This is a genomic window from Okeania sp. (assembly GCF_035285525.1).
Lineage (GTDB): Bacteria > Cyanobacteriota > Cyanobacteriia > Cyanobacteriales > Microcoleaceae > Trichodesmium.
Map to the genome: position 1 here is coordinate 1 of NZ_JAYKGW010000055.1, position 17,383 is coordinate 17,383.

Annotated in this window: 10 protein-coding genes; 5 read left to right on the forward strand and 5 right to left on the reverse strand. The window is 31.6% G+C overall.

All coding sequences use genetic code 11. The features are described from left to right. Window positions 1-414: 414 nt before the first annotated feature. Window positions 415-921, reverse strand: coding sequence for a MogA/MoaB family molybdenum cofactor biosynthesis protein (locus VKJ25_RS05830; protein WP_324235684.1), 507 nt, complete (start codon window positions 919-921; stop codon window positions 415-417). A gap of 745 nt (window positions 922-1,666) precedes the next feature. After that, window positions 1,667-2,002 carry a photosystem II reaction center protein Psb28 gene (psb28, locus tag VKJ25_RS05835; RefSeq protein ID WP_324235685.1) on the reverse strand — a complete coding sequence of 112 codons (336 nt, stop codon included), beginning with the start codon at window positions 2,000-2,002 and terminating at the stop codon, window positions 1,667-1,669. A 1,000-nt stretch (window positions 2,003-3,002) separates the two neighbouring features. Between psb28 and VKJ25_RS05840 the strand changes: the two genes are divergently transcribed. The 3 genes from VKJ25_RS05840 to VKJ25_RS05850 all read left to right on the forward strand — a co-directional run bounded on the left by VKJ25_RS05840 (window position 3,003) and on the right by VKJ25_RS05850 (window position 6,168). Then, window positions 3,003-4,067, forward strand: coding sequence for an ABC transporter ATP-binding protein (locus VKJ25_RS05840; protein ID WP_324235686.1), 1,065 nt, complete (start codon window positions 3,003-3,005; stop codon window positions 4,065-4,067). Window positions 4,068-4,343: 276 nt separating this feature from the next. Continuing rightward, window positions 4,344-5,144 carry an ABC transporter permease gene (locus VKJ25_RS05845; protein ID WP_324235687.1) on the forward strand — a complete coding sequence of 267 codons (801 nt, stop codon included), beginning with the start codon at window positions 4,344-4,346 and terminating at the stop codon, window positions 5,142-5,144. Window positions 5,145-5,550: 406 nt separating this feature from the next. Beyond that, a complete protein-coding gene (locus VKJ25_RS05850; protein ID WP_324235688.1) occupies window positions 5,551-6,168 on the forward strand; it encodes a hypothetical protein in 618 nt (205 codons plus the stop codon). A gap of 1,314 nt (window positions 6,169-7,482) precedes the next feature. On the opposite strand, the gene VKJ25_RS05855 is transcribed toward VKJ25_RS05850, so the two are convergent. The 3 genes from VKJ25_RS05855 to VKJ25_RS05865 all read right to left on the reverse strand — a co-directional run bounded on the left by VKJ25_RS05855 (window position 7,483) and on the right by VKJ25_RS05865 (window position 13,717). Continuing rightward, window positions 7,483-8,946, reverse strand: a complete 1,464-nt coding sequence (locus VKJ25_RS05855; RefSeq protein WP_324235689.1) for a hypothetical protein — start codon at window positions 8,944-8,946, stop codon at window positions 7,483-7,485. 614 nt (window positions 8,947-9,560) lie between these two features. Continuing rightward, on the reverse strand, window positions 9,561-12,272 hold the full coding sequence (locus tag VKJ25_RS05860; RefSeq protein ID WP_324235690.1) for a hypothetical protein: 2,712 nt from the start codon (window positions 12,270-12,272) through the stop codon (window positions 9,561-9,563). A gap of 314 nt (window positions 12,273-12,586) precedes the next feature. Next, on the reverse strand, window positions 12,587-13,717 hold the full coding sequence (locus tag VKJ25_RS05865) for a TRAFAC clade GTPase domain-containing protein (RefSeq protein ID WP_324235691.1): 1,131 nt from the start codon (window positions 13,715-13,717) through the stop codon (window positions 12,587-12,589). 792 nt (window positions 13,718-14,509) lie between these two features. Here VKJ25_RS05865 and VKJ25_RS05870 point away from each other — a divergent pair. After that, window positions 14,510-14,632: a hypothetical protein gene (locus VKJ25_RS05870; RefSeq protein WP_324235692.1), complete on the forward strand. Its 123-nt coding sequence runs from the start codon at window positions 14,510-14,512 to the stop codon at window positions 14,630-14,632. Window positions 14,633-15,486: 854 nt separating this feature from the next. Continuing rightward, window positions 15,487-16,953, forward strand: a complete 1,467-nt coding sequence (locus VKJ25_RS05875) for a carotenoid oxygenase family protein (RefSeq protein WP_324235693.1) — start codon at window positions 15,487-15,489, stop codon at window positions 16,951-16,953. Window positions 16,954-17,383: the final 430 nt, after the last annotated feature.

Below are 17,383 nucleotides of genomic sequence, written 5' to 3' on the forward strand. Positions count from 1 at the left end.
GCGTTCCCATTGGTCATCCCGTAAGGCATAACGTCTAGTCATTTAGAACATTCCTACTTATGTTATTCTTCATAAGCATATTATACTTTTAATGTCAACCTCTATAATTGATGACACGCCCTAGGAACCGCATAAAATAATTAGGCAATGTGTGAGGAATATGGGAGGCGTGGGAGAAAAGTTCTGATTAAAATAAATATCGGGAAAAGAGGGAGTAGGGAGTAGGGGAAAAGAGGTGATAATTTATATACTAGAATTGATTTGATTTTTGATGATCGCCAGATTTCTAATAGAAGTCTCCAAAAATCAAATTAATGATAAAATTATATAATGTCTGTTGGTATCAAACCGTACAAATGCTAGGGAAGTATCTACTGTTTATAAGGTTTTTCCTTTTTCCTTCTTCTTTCTTCGTTACCCTTGGAGTTGCAAAACTAAGTGAACTAATTCTGGTAAGATTAACTTTTCTGTAGCCAGCTTGACAGCATTACTAGAACCTGGTACTGAAAATACTAATTTACCTTGATAACTACCAGCAATGGCACGAGAAGCGATCGCCCTGGAACCAATTTCTTGATAACTTAACCACCGAAATAATTCTCCAAAACCGGGTAAAGTTTTTTCCAATAAGTGTTGAATAGCATCATAAGTAGTATCTTTGGGTGCTATTCCGGTTCCACCATTAAAAATTACAGCATCTATATCTTCTTTTTGACATAGAGTTTCTATTTGGGCGACGACTGCTAATTTTTCATCTTTGATAATCAAATATTCTGTGATAGAATGACCAGCGCTTCTCAAAATTTTCTGAAGTAACTGACCACTTTTATCTGTTTCTTGGGTGCGGGTATCACTAACTGTAATTACAGCACAACGGACAATAATATTTGGAGGAGCAGGATGAGGAATTTGTTGATCCATATTTATTTGGGGAGTAGGGAACTAGAATAAATAGGGCTTGGTGAAAAAAGTATAGGGTTAGTTAATTGTTCGTTATTGATTTGCTAACGTTTATTGATATAAGTTCACATAAATTGAGTGAATCAATTTATTTATACAAATTGTGTTAAGATGCAGCCAAAAGAAAAGTTTGTGGTGTGAAACCAGGCCACTAAGTAACCGCTATACTGATAAGTTGCCTAGCATGGTCAAGTAATTTCAACTTCTGTGAACGCTAATAACCAAGACAACATAAGTTTTGAAAGCGTCTACAGGTTTTTTTGTAGACTTTGGGAGATACCCTCTCAGTAATTAGATTACTGTGCATTGTTAGCTTTTGTGAGCAATGCAGAGTATCGGTAGCAAGTGTAAGGAGATTAAATATTTTTTCCTCAAAATACCTGCTTTTTGAGCTTCAAGTACCGAAAACTTCTTAGGGTTTGCTCATGGAAAGTCTTTTGGTTGAGGTAGGGAGTAGTTAGGACTTAATATTTAGGGGAGTTACAGAGTAAAATGAGCGGAAAAATAGTAAGAGTAATTTTTCTGTCATAGTGAGCAAAAAATGCTCAATTTTTGAATCTCAGTCCCCTAAAAGCTAACATTTTTTGATACCTAAAAATCCTAAAATCTTCTTCAGATAACTTAAGCTATTAGCCAAGAATTTCAATCCTTGGCTTGGCTAGCTATTAGGTATAAAGTTTTGTCTTTTTCAGCATTTCCTGATATATCAAGACTTGTTAAGTTCTAAACCGTACTTTTCAGCATAACGCTCCATAAACCGCATGAAGCGATCCCATTCTGGTTTAGACTTCATAACATAAAATCCTTCAAGGAATTTAGGCTCACCATTAACAAATCTGGCCTTAACTTCACGACTTACCATTTGGCCTTCTTCATCAATCATATACATACCTGTAATTTCTTGAGTAATATCTTGGCCTAAAGCTTTGGGATTTTCAAAAATAAATGTAGCTGTTCCCTGATTACCACTAGCAGAACGAGTTAGACGTACTTGTTCAGTACCTTCTTCATCAAGACCTTGAATAAATTGAATTACGGTCATTAATTTCTTTAATCCTTAATAAATTATTAAGATATCATTATATAGTAGGGAACAGGGAACGGGAAATAGGTAACAGTTAGAAAAACATTTTCCCTATTCTCTCTCAACGAGGAAGTTATAGCGGTTTTCAGAAAGGTAGACTACAAAACTTCTACCTCTATTGGTCGATTTATGCTTGGTTAAAAATCTTTATCAAATAAAAATTGACAAAATTGATTAGTTATGGTATGACTAACGATCCAGTTATTAGTATCAACTACTGAAGTTCTATAGTTGCTTGAAATCTTGAGACCTCATCTGAAAAACTTGACATATTAAAGATTTGAGCATTTTTTTGTTTGGAAAAAGTGCAACTTTTTGGATAGCTTTGGTTCCTCAAGGAGTCTATTTTGGGGAAAAGTTGGGTAACAAAATTACTCTCCATCCCCCCATCACCCTATCACCCTATCTCATTAAAAAGACTTTTTCAGCAAACCCTATTTAGGACTACTATAGTATCTGGAAAAATTTTGGTTAAGACAATGGTAAGCATTCAGCTCTCAGCTCTGATATCTCAGCTTTATTAAGTTCAAAAGAGGAAAAAGCAATAAGCTGGATTTCCAAGAATTATAAATTATGGTTCATTAATGGATAATGGATAATTACGTCATTTGTTCAAAAGCTGAATGGGATAACATCCTACAGGAAATGCTTACAGACAATGTTGATAGTAAGCTTGAGGTTGACCCTGAAAAATACACACTATAAAAAATCAAGGTAATTATATTATAGGTGTGTTTTTTTTGTCAAATTAAGTGATCAGTTATCAGTTTCTCAGATATATCTATAAATTTTCCACTATGGGTTGACAATTCAAACTTGTCGTTTTTGTACTTCAATTTTCTGACTGAAAATGTGTTATAAATTAAAAGAATAATTGCTTGATTCATAATTATAGCTGAGAGCTGAATGCTAGCTAAGAGCTGAATGCTTCTGAGATTTTTAGGAGGATAAAATCATAATGATTGAAGTTGAGAAGTTAAGCAAAATTTATGGTTCAACCTCAGCACTAAAGGAAGTATCTTTTGCGGTAAAACAAGGAGAAATATTGGGATTTTTAGGTCCTAATGGTGCTGGTAAAACTACAACAATGCGCATTTTAGCTGGATATTTACCTGCTACAACTGGCACTGCTAAAATTGCTGGTTATGATGTACATGAAGATTCGATGGCAGTACGACAATTAATTGGTTATTTGCCAGAAATACCGCCTTTATATCCAGAAATGACGGTGGAAGGATTTCTATTTTTTGTAACTAGAATTAAGCGAGTTTCTGCGGGCGATCGCTCGGCTAGAGTTAAGTTGGCGATGGAAAGATGTGGGTTATTAGAAAAGCAAAAAGTTTTGATTAAAAAATTATCGAAAGGATATAAACAAAGGGTTGGTATTGCTCAAGCTTTGGTACACGATCCCCAGGTAATTATATTAGATGAACCGACTGTTGGTCTTGACCCTAGACAAATTATTGAAGTAAGAAATTTAATTAAGAGTTTAGCTGAAGAACATACTATTATTTTATCTACTCATATTTTGCCGGAGGTTAGTATGACTTGTAATCGAGTGGCGATTATTAATTATGGTGAAATTGTGGCGACGGGTAGTCCGGAAGAAATGAGTAATAGGTTAGTAAGTGGATGGGGATATGAAGTGGAAATTGAGGGAGAAACTGAGCAGATAGAAACGGGGTTAAAGTTATTAGCTGAAGTTCCAGGAATTGAATCTTTAGAACAAATTAAATCAGATGATGAAAATCGTTTTAGACTACAAATAAAATCTCAACCGGAAATGGAGGTAGGAAAAGAAATTTCTCATACTATAGTTACTGCTGGTTTGAGTTTATGTGAGTTACGTCGAACTCGTGCTAGTTTGGAAGATGTTTTCTTGGGTTTAACTACTGGTGAAGTTGCTAACAATTCTATGGTTGAAGTGTCTACAAATTCTCTTCTAGATCAGGAAAAGTCTGAGGAAGATATTAATGTGATAAAGGATAAAAATCAATTACCTGACCCTTGGGAAGATGGATAATTAATAATTAATAATTACCTCTGGTTAAAATCGAGAAGATTTAATAGAGCCATCCTGAAATTAATTGATCATGGATAATTAATAATTAATAATTACCTCTGGTTAAAACCGAGAAGATTTAATAGAGCCATCCTAAATAGGTTGTAATATTTTATCTAACGGGGTTTGGAGAGAACCCCTACAAAAATGGAATTTTCAAACCAATACTTCCTTCTTCCTTTTTCCTTCTTCATTCTAAATAATTTGAACTCTATTGTAATATTAAAAAATTAAGAAATGCTAATAGTAATAAGTAATATTATCGCAATTTACAGAAAAGAATTACAAGGATATTTTTCCTCACCATTAGCTTATGCAATTACAGGAATATTTTGGCTTTTGGGAGGATATTTTTTAGTAGCTATTTTGTTAGGAGCAGATGGAATTATTCAACAAATTGCTACTAGAGACCAACTCGGAATTACTGAACCACCAGTCGATGCAGCATACGAATTTTTGAAAGCTTATCTAGGTATTATGGGTTCTCTTTCTTTATTTTTACTGCCTATGTTATCCATGAATTTATATGCGGAAGAAAGAAAACGAGGTACTTTAGAATTATTAGCAACTTCACCCTTAACAAATTGGTCAGTTGCAACAGGAAAATTATTAGCTGTATTAACATTTTATATTTCGATGGTACTGCCATTATTGGGGTTGGAAGCTATTGCTATTAATGCAGCGAAACCTGCTATTTCACCAGTGTTACTTTTGTTAGGACACGGGGGTTTAATATTACTGGCTGGGGCAGTATTATCATTAGGAATGTTTGTTTCTTCTTTGACAGATAGTGCAATTTTATCTGCTATTTTGACATTTACTTTAGTATTATTTCTCTGGGTAATTGATGTAGTGGCAAATAATGTTAGTGGTGTTTTAGCGGAGGCATTAAAACATTTATCAATGTTGACACATTACACTAATATGATTCAGGGACTTGTAGATACTAGCAGCATTATTATGTTGTTGAGTTATGTGGTTTTAGGAGTATTTTTAACTGCTCAATCAATTGATGCTTTACGGTTCCAACGTTCTTAAAATGAAGGAAGAAGCAAGTTCATTAATGGATAATGGATAATGGATAATTGATAATTACTTCTTTCTAAAAGGGAGAAGCTTTTAACTTGAATTATTTAATTAGATATGATATCTAAATGCTGACAGAGGAAGCAGGAAAATAAAAGTTTATAGGGGAAAAGGTTTTTTTATAACTGATGACAAGAGATGATATACAATATATGTAGAATGAAATTTACAGTATATTTAAACTTGGTGAGATACACCCATAGCGGGCAAGATTCCCACACTAAAAATGTTTAATTATTAATATCTGTATTTCATATATTTGGAATCTACTTTTCTTCCCTACATTACTACATTATATTCCAGAAGTTACTAATAATTGATAATTGATAATTAATAACTGAGTTAATGGAGTCTCACAATGTCTAAGACAAAAATATTACAAGAGGGTCAGTCTTATACTTTTCGGTCTTATTTTGAACTGTCTTATGAAGCTGATGAAATTCTAGCAGAGTTAAATTATTCATTAGTTAAATCTCGTTTATCTTTGCCGAAAACAACAAAAAAATTAGAAAGTTTATCCGAAATACAGAATAAACTAGATGATATTTTACCTTTTGTTAGTTTAAGTAATGAAACTGCTAGAAGAGAAATTTTAGTGTCTCCAATTTTATTGGAAATTGTTCATTATTGTCATTGTCAGTTAAGAATTGAATATTATTTGAAAGTTAATGACTGGTTAAAAGGTAGTTTGGATTATTTATTACGTTCGACTAATAATTTATTAGTTATTGAAGCGAAAAATGATGATTTAACTAGAGGTTTTACTCAGCTAGCTGTAGAGTTAATTGCATTAGCTGAAGTTGAAGAAAATAATATTTTTTATGGTGCAGTGACAATGGGGGATGTGTGGCGTTTTGGTAAATTAAATAAAGCTGAAAAGCAAATTACACAAGATATCAATTTATTTAAAATTCCAGATGATATAAAGGATTTGGGTGCAGTTTTAGTGGGTATTTTGGAAGGAGTAGAAAATTAAAATAATACAGCAGATTCCAAGTTTCTGAAGTACAGATTTTAATAGTTAAATGTTTCTAGTGTGGACATTTTGTCGGTGATGGGTGTACCTGATCATAACAGGAAGCGCTCTCAAACCTATTTTGGTATCTTTTGAATTGATCTTCTTTCTAGAAAATTTGTCATCCCTGGGAAACTTAATGATTTTTAGTTGAATAAAAAATCATGCGCATAGACGAGTAAGGGCAGTCAAAATCTAACATATCACAATTTTGAGCAGGATGCAACCATAAATCTTTGGCAGCGCATTTTTTTTCGGGGTGCTTCATAAAATGAAAATGTGAATGATTTTCCACTGAGGAAGTTATGGATGGAAAGATTTCATCATGGGAAAAACCGGATTCTATATTATTTATCATTATAATGAAGCGATCGCTTCATTATAATTTTATCACTACATATACAGGACTACCCCACTGAGGAAGTTATGGATGGAAAGATTTCATCATGGGAAAAATCTGATTTTCATCTTTATTTCTCCTGAGCGAGTATCTTGCGGAGGATGGGTGTACCTGATCATAAAAGGAAGCGCTCTTAAACTTATTTTGGTATCTTTTGAATTGATCTTCTTTCTAGAAAATTTGTCATCCCTGGGAAACTTAATGATTTTTAGTTGAATAAAAAGTCATGCGTATAGACGAATAAATCCAGTTAACATCTAACATATCACTATTTTGAGCAGGATGCAACCATAAATCTTTGGCAGCGCATTTTTTTTCGGGGTGCTTCATAAAATGAAAATGTGAATGATTTTCCACTAGACATCTCCAAAAATTATCAAGCACTTACTGTAACTATCTTTGAGGAAGCGATCGCGAGTTCGTCCAGATAGTCATTTTTTATGGGACTTATAGTATTACAGATAGTTATTGTTAATTATTAACCATTTTTATGTAATTATTTCTTGCTTTTCACTAAACCTAAAGTCATAATTTATGTTGACATTAATGCTCCTATTCTTAATGCTGATAGCTAAATGCTTACTCATAAAGAAATTTCATCGTAAGCATTCAGCTATTAACTTTCAGATATTCCTACGGAATGCACTCGGATTCAACAACAAGACTTTTCGTTCTTAAATAGTGTTTAAATGAATCAATATTTAAGGTCAAATAAACCTGCTTTGGTAGGAATATTTATAAAGCTTTGATCGCGACATAATAGCTAATAGCTAAATGCTTACATTTCATCCAAGCTCCCTACTATTATCTAAAACCATCAATCAATATTATGTACTTCATCAAATATAAAACCCTTGTATTTTGTAGCTTACCTGTCATTCCCTAACATCATCATCAGGCAAATAGAATGTCACATTATTGCTATTATTTTTCTCATCATCTTGGATTAACCTTTCACCTTCCTTAATCACCCAATCTGTAAACCTTTCTTCCTCATATATAACCCATTGGTTGTTCTCATTTTTAACAATCCATCTTGTCTCATTAGATAATCTTTGAAGTAACTTGTAATATTCTATTTTATTTTCTTGAGACAGTTCCTCTTGGGTGATTAAAAGTTCTTGTTCAATACTACTCCACTTATTATTATCAATCACTTCTAATAATTTATCCAAAAATTTGGTTCCTGCTCCTTCTATTGGTAAAGTTATTGTTTTAGCAGCTTTTTTAGGTTTACGAGGGGGAGGAATTTCAATTCCTATTCCTAATAAAATAATAAAACCATCAACAAGTAGAGCCATAAAAGCTGCTCCAATAGCTGCTTCTTCACCCTTTTCAATTTTCAGAAAAGGTTCAATAATTCTAACTCTAGCATCTTCATCAAAATACTTTGCTTGGAGTTCTTTATATTTGGGATTTAAAGGGTCTAAACTACCATTATATTTTTCTGGCAAACAAACAAATTCTGGTTCTGTTGGTAAACATTTTGGTTTAACTTCAGCTAAAGCTTTACGACCTGCATCAAAAATTTCTTGTGGTTCTTTTCCTTCTAATTCATATTCAAAAAAAGGTCTTAGTTCATCAGCTACTCGCTTAACTCCATTGAATCTAATTTGCAGTTGATTTTTTTCTCTGGTTAGTTGTTGAAATTTAGGTCCTTCTCCTTCTCTGAAAGTGCCTCCTGTTCCACCTACTTCATCTTTTATTTGTTTATTTTTGGCGTTAATTTCATCTTCTAATTGTTGAGCTTTTTCTTCAATAGGAGTAAAAATTTCATTGACTAAATTTTGATGAGCAGATATTGCTCTATTTAAGCCATCTTTTTCTCGTGTTTCTGACACTAAAGTATCATAATAAGCAAAGAAACTTGTATAAACACTGACTATAGAAAAGGAACCTACAGCCATCCATTTTAACCAACGAGCGTGTTTGAGAGTGGAGCCTGAAGTTAATAGAAATAATAATGCTTGAATAGTGGCACCACCAGACCAACCTACATATTTAGGTAAAATTTGTGCTGCTCCATACATGGTTGTAAATCCACTGGTAATGTTGAGGATAATTAATGCTATAAATAGTTTAAAATCTTTTTTGGGTTTTGGCTCGGTGTATATTTTATTGTTTTCGTTATAAGTTATTATATTGTTTCTATTATTTCGGTTATTATCTATCAAGTAGGAATCGGTTTTTACAACATCTTTTGTGTTTCTTTGGTAAGGTTTTTTTCTGTTACATCCTGGTTCGCGACACTCGTTTTCGTCTGGTGACATTTTTTGTAGGATATGGCGATTATTTGGATATCCGGTGCATTCCCAAAATCCATTTTCTTGATTGTTCATAACAAAAAGAGTCTATTAATTTAACTAAGTTTTTCTTGGCTGATGGTGAGCTAAGAAGCATTTAAAGTGCTTTTTAGGAATTCAGAATTCAGAATCCAGACTTCATAAGAAATAAGGGTTACATTCTTAACTAGGTAGAGAAGAAATATGGGGTTTAAACGTTGAACAGCTTAATTGTAAAATTTGCCAATAAATTTCATTATAGCAAATATAGTAATCTTATTTGATTCGTGTAAAAAATTCAAAAGCTTTTAGGGAATAGGGAAGAAAGAATAGGCAATAGACAAGAGTTTCAGTTCTTTTTATTTACTTTTTGATTTGTCACAACCTATTTAATATTTCTATACTAAATTTAGATTTAATTTCTGTGTAAAATATCTAAGATATTTCTCAAGGCATTTTAAGCATTCATTCGTCAGCTATCAGCTATTAGATGTAGCTTCTAGTCCCTGATAAAAACTTTATTAATTGAGCCAAAAAAATCTTACTACAAAATCCAGTTTACTTAACATTAGAGTTCATATTAATTGAAATTATGTCCTTAAGCACAGATTCTTTTTGCTGATAGCTGACTGCTAATAGCTGTTTGCGCAGCATGACCCAGGAAATGCTTACTAAGGCATTACTTCATTATATGATATCTCACTTTTAACATTATGCTCGGCGTAACGCATAATTTCTAATAGCTTTGAATAATCGTAGAAAAGCCAACATTTTTTCAGGAAATTTTTCAGACTTTGAAGGTCTTTAAATTGACTGATTATTTCTTTAGCACATTCTATCAAATACTTCTTTTCTTCCTCAAAAAAATTCTTGGCTCTCTCAGACAAATTAGTTAAGGTTAAGGATAATGAATCTGCACTTAAACGCCAGTGAATATTTATTAATTCTAGACAATCTTTATTGCTTAATTTTGATAAGATAACTTCAGATGTTAGCAAATTCCATAATTTTTCATCAATTGATTTTTGCTGATGCCAAATTTCAGTAATGTACTCTATAAGTTCTCCACTAATTAATTCGATAGGAGTATCATTACTTAAATCTAACTTTTCATGTTTATTTGCCCAATAAATAAATTTAGGTACATATTTATGGTAAGTACTTGTTAAATGTTCTCGCATTTTTCTCAATGTTTTGCGATTCAGTAATTCCCAAGCTTTACTAGCTATAAATTCTGCTTCTATCTCTTTATTTTCTGGATAAGTATCTAATAATTGTAGCCATGTTTCTAGCATCTCAACAGGAAAACCTTTTCCTACAGTTTTATCCAGAAAATTTGTTCTGTCTATATCATTATTACAAAGAAAATTTGAGAGATTTTGCCAATTTATCCAGCGATTAGAATTACTAGCTCTAATTAATTTACTTAAAATTGAAATCAAGTCAACTTTGTCTAAAGATTTTTCTGGAGAATTATCTTGAAAATATTGGGAATTAAACCATTCATAAACTGCCATGAAATAATTTGTCTGAAACTGTACTCTTTGTTCTGAAAAAGTAACACTCTTTTGAATTGCAGACTCCAATAATGGTAAAGTTTTTTGATAAGTTACTAAGTGTGACTGTAGACAAATAAGATAAAGTTTATTAGCTTCAGAATTAGTAAGCTTTAAATCATTAGCAATCTCAGGAATATGGAAAATACCTTTGTCTTTTTCCAATAAATAGAAAGTTAAATAATCTAATGTATCAGGAAAATTTTTCTGCCAAGATTTCTTTAAATGACTTTGGGCAAAAGTTTCTTTATCTAAAAGAGGAAAAAGTCGTTCAATAAACAAATGTTTAAAATTATCTCTGGTAATTCTAACTAATGCTAAATCCCATAAGTGGAATTTCTCTTTTTCAGAACGAAATATCTTTTCACAACCAATTATTAGTTCTTCCAGTTCTTGATAATCTGAATAATTTTTAGAACGTTTTTCTATTAGTTGAAAGCAATCATTTTGTAGCTCTTGTAAAATATCATCTCTAATATTTTTATCCGTAAACCAATCTATAAACTTATTGGCAATGAGAATTTCTAGAGAATCAAAAAATTTATGATCTGCTTTTACTATCTCTAAAAATTTATCTGGCAAAAAACGATAGATTGTAAATAACAAACTCAGTATTAAACTGCCATTATTTCCAGATATTGGCAATGCTTTCCAGAGAAGTTCTAAAAGTTTTAAATTATTTCTATTTTGGGCTGATGAATTTTCCCAAAACTTATGCACCAGAAAATTTTGTACCTTATCTTCCATTCGAGAAATATACTTGCCCAAAGTTTCAATTTTGTCTGGTTTCTCTGGTAGGTATTTAAAGATAAAATCTAGTGATGGATTATTTAACTTCAACCAACCATCTACTTCCTCAAACTCCCAAACTAAATCATCAGAATTATCCTTAGTATTCTTGTCAAGGTACTCACATATAGTAATTAAATCTTCATATTTATCTTTGTTCGGAGCAATAAAATATTGAACATATTCATGGTTGAGAAATTCCTCTTTATCAAACTCATATTTATTAAAATCTAGCCACACCATATTTTCAGGTAAAGAACCTATTCCAGAACCATCTAAATTAACTATTATTTGTGCCCACTTACAATATTTAGGCTCAACCGAACCTATAGCTAAAGATATTTGATTACGCATATTAGTAGGCAAAAAAAGCAAAATATTATCTAGTAGTTTAAGGGCTAAATTTTTTGCCTTTTGTTCAGCAGTAAGCAATAATCTTTTACCGTTCAAAATTACTGATAATGCTTGAAGTAAAATATCTTTCCCATTTTCGGGAAGTCTTTTCCATGTTTCTCTTATTGTATTCTTGACTTTTTCATCTGTACCTTCTTCTGCTGGTAATAAATTAAGAAAACTTTCTTTTCCTAAAAGCCAAGAATTTTTCTCAGAATCATAAGGTAAATTCACATCACTAAAACTTGGTATTGTCAGATCGCTAAGAGTTCTTAATAACCAAAAAATTCGGTTGTTAAATGCAGCCATTTCTGCTTCAGAAACAAAAACATAACGGTGCTGAAAAAATGACCGACTGCCACTTCTCAAAAAGAAATTTTTATCTTTATTAAAAGCAGGAGCGGTTTGAATAAGTATAATTTTTTTGCTAGATAAAACTTGAGTATTATTTCGACAAATTCCTACAGCTTGAGGATTTTGTTCACCACTTTGACTGCCCCAAAAAGAATAATTTGTTTCTGCAATATCTGCCAAATCTGATAAATTATTGTTTAAATTTTCACTGTAAGAAACTATGCGGTATCCACTTTCTTTTCCGACAAACTTACCGTAGATAAACTGGTCAAACTTAGATGTTTGTGACATGATATATTTCTCCTTCATTAATTGATAATTAGAGTTCGCTAAAAAAGTCTTTTTTCCTATTTCCTATTTTCTCCATACCTGTTCCCTAAATCAGTAAACCCTAATTATCTTTGTTTAAATCCTGACTTAGACTTAATTGAATATCAGGAAATATTCTCGCGCTTTTTTTATCCTGAAAAAGAGAGGTTTTATAACTTTATTTTTCGGTGTATTTCAGATTTGCCAAAATACTTTTTTCTTATTTCCTATTCCCTCCATACCTATTCCCTAAAAGAGATAAATTTTTGGCTTTATTCAAAATTGAAATGCACTCACTAAAATTGTATTTCAGTATGAGAATTTGTTGAAGAAGTATTAGGAATATTTGGAGGTTGTTCCTTAATTCCTTGTATTAGCCATTCAATAGGTGAATACATATTTATTGGATTGAAAGGAACTGTCATCTCAATTCTATATTTGTTTTTAGAGTTGTTTGATTTAAACTTTTCTGTATTATTATTTTTATTGCCAAAATTTTCCACGTCTACATCCTCTATATCCTCTGTCGAAAATATAGAATCTTCTTCAATTTTATATGTGTTATCTTTAGGTTTTTCTTCTTCGTTAGGTATCACAGGTGATTTGACATTATTACCATCTTTATAAGTTCCAAAAGCAGAAATATAGAAGAATTGACAGCGATTTTCTAAACTAGGATTTATGTTCAATTTAGGCAAATTTTTAGAACCTTCTATTTTTAGATGAAAATAGTTTTTTAACCATGTCAACTTAGCATTTTTACCTCTTCCCAAAATATCTAGAAACATCTGTTCAGCATACTTATATTGTTCTTCATAAACCTGGAGCTTTTGATTAACTTTAGGATGATCTATTTTAGTAATGCCAAAAGCTACATATTGCTCTAATCTATTTTTATTGCTCTTGATTCGCATCAGATTAAATAATTTCATTAGTAAGATATAATAAGAATCTTCAAAACTCTGTATATCTTCCTCTAGAGGACTTAATAAAAATAAAATTCCATGACATCCAAGAAGATAATCAACTACATTTAATTCGCGATTATTCTCTTCATAAAAGTGCTTTTCTGGATTCTCAAAAACTTCTCCAGGAAGGTCAAAGAATGTTAATTCAATGTTGGTATTGTCGCTGTTTTCAATTGTGTAAGAATATTTACTATATTCTCCTTTTTGGGTAGGATTTACAAACTCTCCTTTCTCTAAAAGTTTTGTACCTTCATAAATATAATTTGCTGTAATTTCATCAGTTGGTGTAATTCTTCCTAAATCGGATAATTCTTGATATAATCTGAGCATATAAACAGATTTTCCGGCGTTGGGAAAACCCCAAATTCCTAAACGAATTTGTGAAGGAAGAATTCGTGTTTTGGGAATTGGTTCATTGATAGATTGATTGAAAGTTTCGTTGATTTTGGTGTTAGACATAAACTCAATTCACCCCTTGGATAATTAGCTTTACTTCAATATAAATTTACCGCTAATTTAGCAGTGTAAGTATTTCGTGAGGAATGCTGCGCAAACAGCTATTAGCTATTAGCTATCAGCTATCAGCTATCATTTTTTGTAAGAATTAAGCAAATTTAAGGTTGAATAATCGGCAATTTCATTTATTAGTTTTAATTTTTATTAGAGATTAATTCCTACTGCGGTTTGACAGTGAGTTAATAACTCATAGCTGACGGCTGAATGCTTACTTAGCAGTAAAGAAAAACTATAACTGGACATTCATGGAACGCCCAAATATGTTTATTATAATTGCTCTTGGTAAAATAAGCTAAGACAAATTTAAAGTGCTTTTTAGGAATTAATAATTCAGAATCCATAATTAATAAGCAATAAGGATTACATTCTTAACTAGATATAAAACAAATATGGGGTTTAAATACTTAACGGCTGATAGTATCATCTATCAAAGTTAACCATTGTTTTTCTAATTCTGGTTATTCCTTTAATTCTTAAAAAGGAGTAGGGAAAGTAGGTATAATATCAAGGATGAAAAAATAACTTATGTAAGCATTCAGCTATTAGTCGTCAGCTCAATCAGAATAATACTTAAACTTGAAGAAGTGCTGACAGCTCATAGCTGTTGGCGCAGCATGACCCAGGAAATGCTTACCTTTTATCTAACACTAAAACAAATAGCTAATAGCTGACTGTTAAATGCTGAATGCTTATTAACTTGCTAATAACTGATAATTGATTGAATGGAGTCTCACAATGCCTAAAACAAAAATATTACAAGAGGGTAAATCTTATGCTTTTCAGTCTTATTTTGAACTATCTTATGAAGCTGATGAAATTCTAGGAGAGTTAAATTATTCATTAATTAAATCTGATTGATCTTTGCCCTAGACAACAAAAAAATTAGAAAGTTTATCCGAAGTACAGAATAAACTAGAGAAGATTTTACCGTTTGTTAATTTAAGTAATGAAACTGCTAGAAGATAAATTTTAGTGTCTCCAATTTTATTGGAAACTGTTAATTATTGTCATTGCCAGTTAAGAATTGAATATTATTTAAAAGTCAATAATTGGTTGAAAGGTAATTGAGAATATTTATTATGTTCCACGAATAATTTATTAGTTATTGGAGCCAAAAATGATGATTTAACTAGAGGTTTTACTCAAATAGATGTAGAATTAATTCCATTAGCTGAAGTTGAAGAAAAAAATATTTTCTATGGTGGAGTGACAATAGGGAATGTGTCGCATTTTGGTAAATTAAATAAAGCCGAAAAGTAAATTATACAAGATATCAATTTATTGAAAATTCCAGACGATATAAAAGATTTAGGTGCAATTTTGGTGGGTATTTGGGAAGGAGTAGAAAATTAAAATAATAGAGCAAGCAAATTATAAGTATCTGAAGTACAGATATTAATAATTAAATGTTTTTAGTGCAGACATATTGCCCGCGTGAGTGTATCTCACCAAGGAAGAATCTGCTGTATATTCAGTTGAATAATTATAAATAGGTTTTGGTGGTTGAAAATCTAGTTGTTGAGGTAGTAAGTAGGGAGGTAAAGAAGTTCATACAAGTCCCTACTATTAGACACAATGTATATTACAATTTATTCAGGATTACCATAATTTATAGCTAACTGTTTAAAGCAATATTTGTAATAATAGTTTGCTAGCTTGATATTCGTATTTATGTTAAAAAGTTAAATAGTCTAAAAATAAGGATTTTAACCATGACAAATTTACAAACTCAAAAACCTAAATATACTCTTCAAGATTGGCAAAGAGGATATGAGTCTCAACCCAATGAATATGATTATTGGATTGATAATATAGAAGGAGAAATACCAAAAGATTTAAACGGTACATTTTTCCGTAACGGACCTGGTTTATTAGATATTAATGGTCAATCTATTGCTCATCCTTTTGATGGGGATGGAATGGTTTGTTCAATAAGCTTTAAAAATGGTCGTGCTTTCTTCCGAAATAGATTTGTAAAAACAGAAGGTTATGTGGCAGAAAAAGCAGCCGGAAAAATTCTTTATCGAGGTGTTTTTGGTACTCAAAGACCAGGTGGTTGGTTAGCTAATATTTTCGATTTAAAAAGTAAAAATATTGCCAATACTGGTATTCTTTATTGGGGCGATAAACTTTTGGCTTTGTGGGAAGGAGCGCAACCTCATCGTTTAAATCCTCAGAATTTAGAAACTATTGGAATTGAAGATTTAGATGGAATTTTACGATCAGGTCAAACTTTTTCTGCTCACCCAAGAATTGAGAAAGGAAAGGATGGAAAAGGAGATATTTTAGTTAATTTTTCTGTCAAAACTGGTCTATCAAGTATCATCACTATTTTTGAATTTAATAGTCAAGGAAAATTACTTAAACGTTACTCTCATTCGATTCCTGGTTTTGCCTTTTTACATGATATGGTAATTACACCAAACTACTGTATCTTTTTCCAAAATCCTGTTAGTTTAAATCCTCTTCCTTTTTTGCTAGGATTCAAAGGTGCTGGTCAATGTTTAAAGTTTTTACCTAATAAGTCAACCCAGGTAATTTTAATTCCTCGTGATGGTAGTAAAGAGATGAAAGTTTTGCCAACTCAACCTTGTTTTGTCTTTCATCATGCTAATGCTTGGGAAGAAAATGGAGAGATTTATGTAGATTCTATTTGTTATGAATCTTTCTCACAAGGAGACTTAGCTGGTGATTTTCGGGAAGTAAATTTTGATGCTATTCCAGAAGGTCAGTTATGGCGATTTAAGATTAATTTATCAGAGAATAATGTAGAACATAAATTAGTGGAAAGTCGTTGTTGTGAATTTCCAACTTTAAATCCAAATAATGTAGGAAAAGCTAATAGATATTTGTTTATGGGAGTTGCTGAACAACTAAGTGGAAATGCTCCTTTACAAGCAATATTAAAAATCGATTGGCTAACAGGAAAACGTCAAGTTTTTAGTGTTGCGCCGCGAGGTTTTACAGGAGAACCTTTATTTGTTCCTTTTCCAAATGGGGTGAATGAGGATGATGGTTGGTTATTAATGTTGATGTATGATGCAGCCGAAAATCGGTCGGATGTTGTGATTTTGGATGCTCGTGATTTGGAGAAAGAACCTGTGGCAAGATTACATTTAAAGAATCATATTCCTTATGGTTTGCATGGCAGTTTTACATCTCATTATTTTGGGGAATAAACAATAATGGATAATAGATAATTGATAATGGATAATGAAAATTATAGCAATCCGTGCTTATGTTGCCGGATTTATGACGGGAATCAAATAGGTATTTTATATCTATAATTATCAATTATCTATTATTTATTCTGTCTTAATAGGAGAAGAAACTACTAATATTTTTAGTGAAAGTAAACGACTTTATTACGATTTTTATGATGTTTTTAACAGGCTATAACTAGAGGATAACTATCAAGATAAGTCTGCTTTAAAGATTAATTTTACTCTAAATATTGTTTGATTTAGCGGTTCTACGGCAGACGTGGAAATAAGAATTTTTAACTATTGCGATATACGCAATAGGAATTTTTACTCAGATTCACAAACTTCATAGAATCTCTGAGAAATAAGAACTTTTAACTATTGCGATATACGCAATAGGAATTTT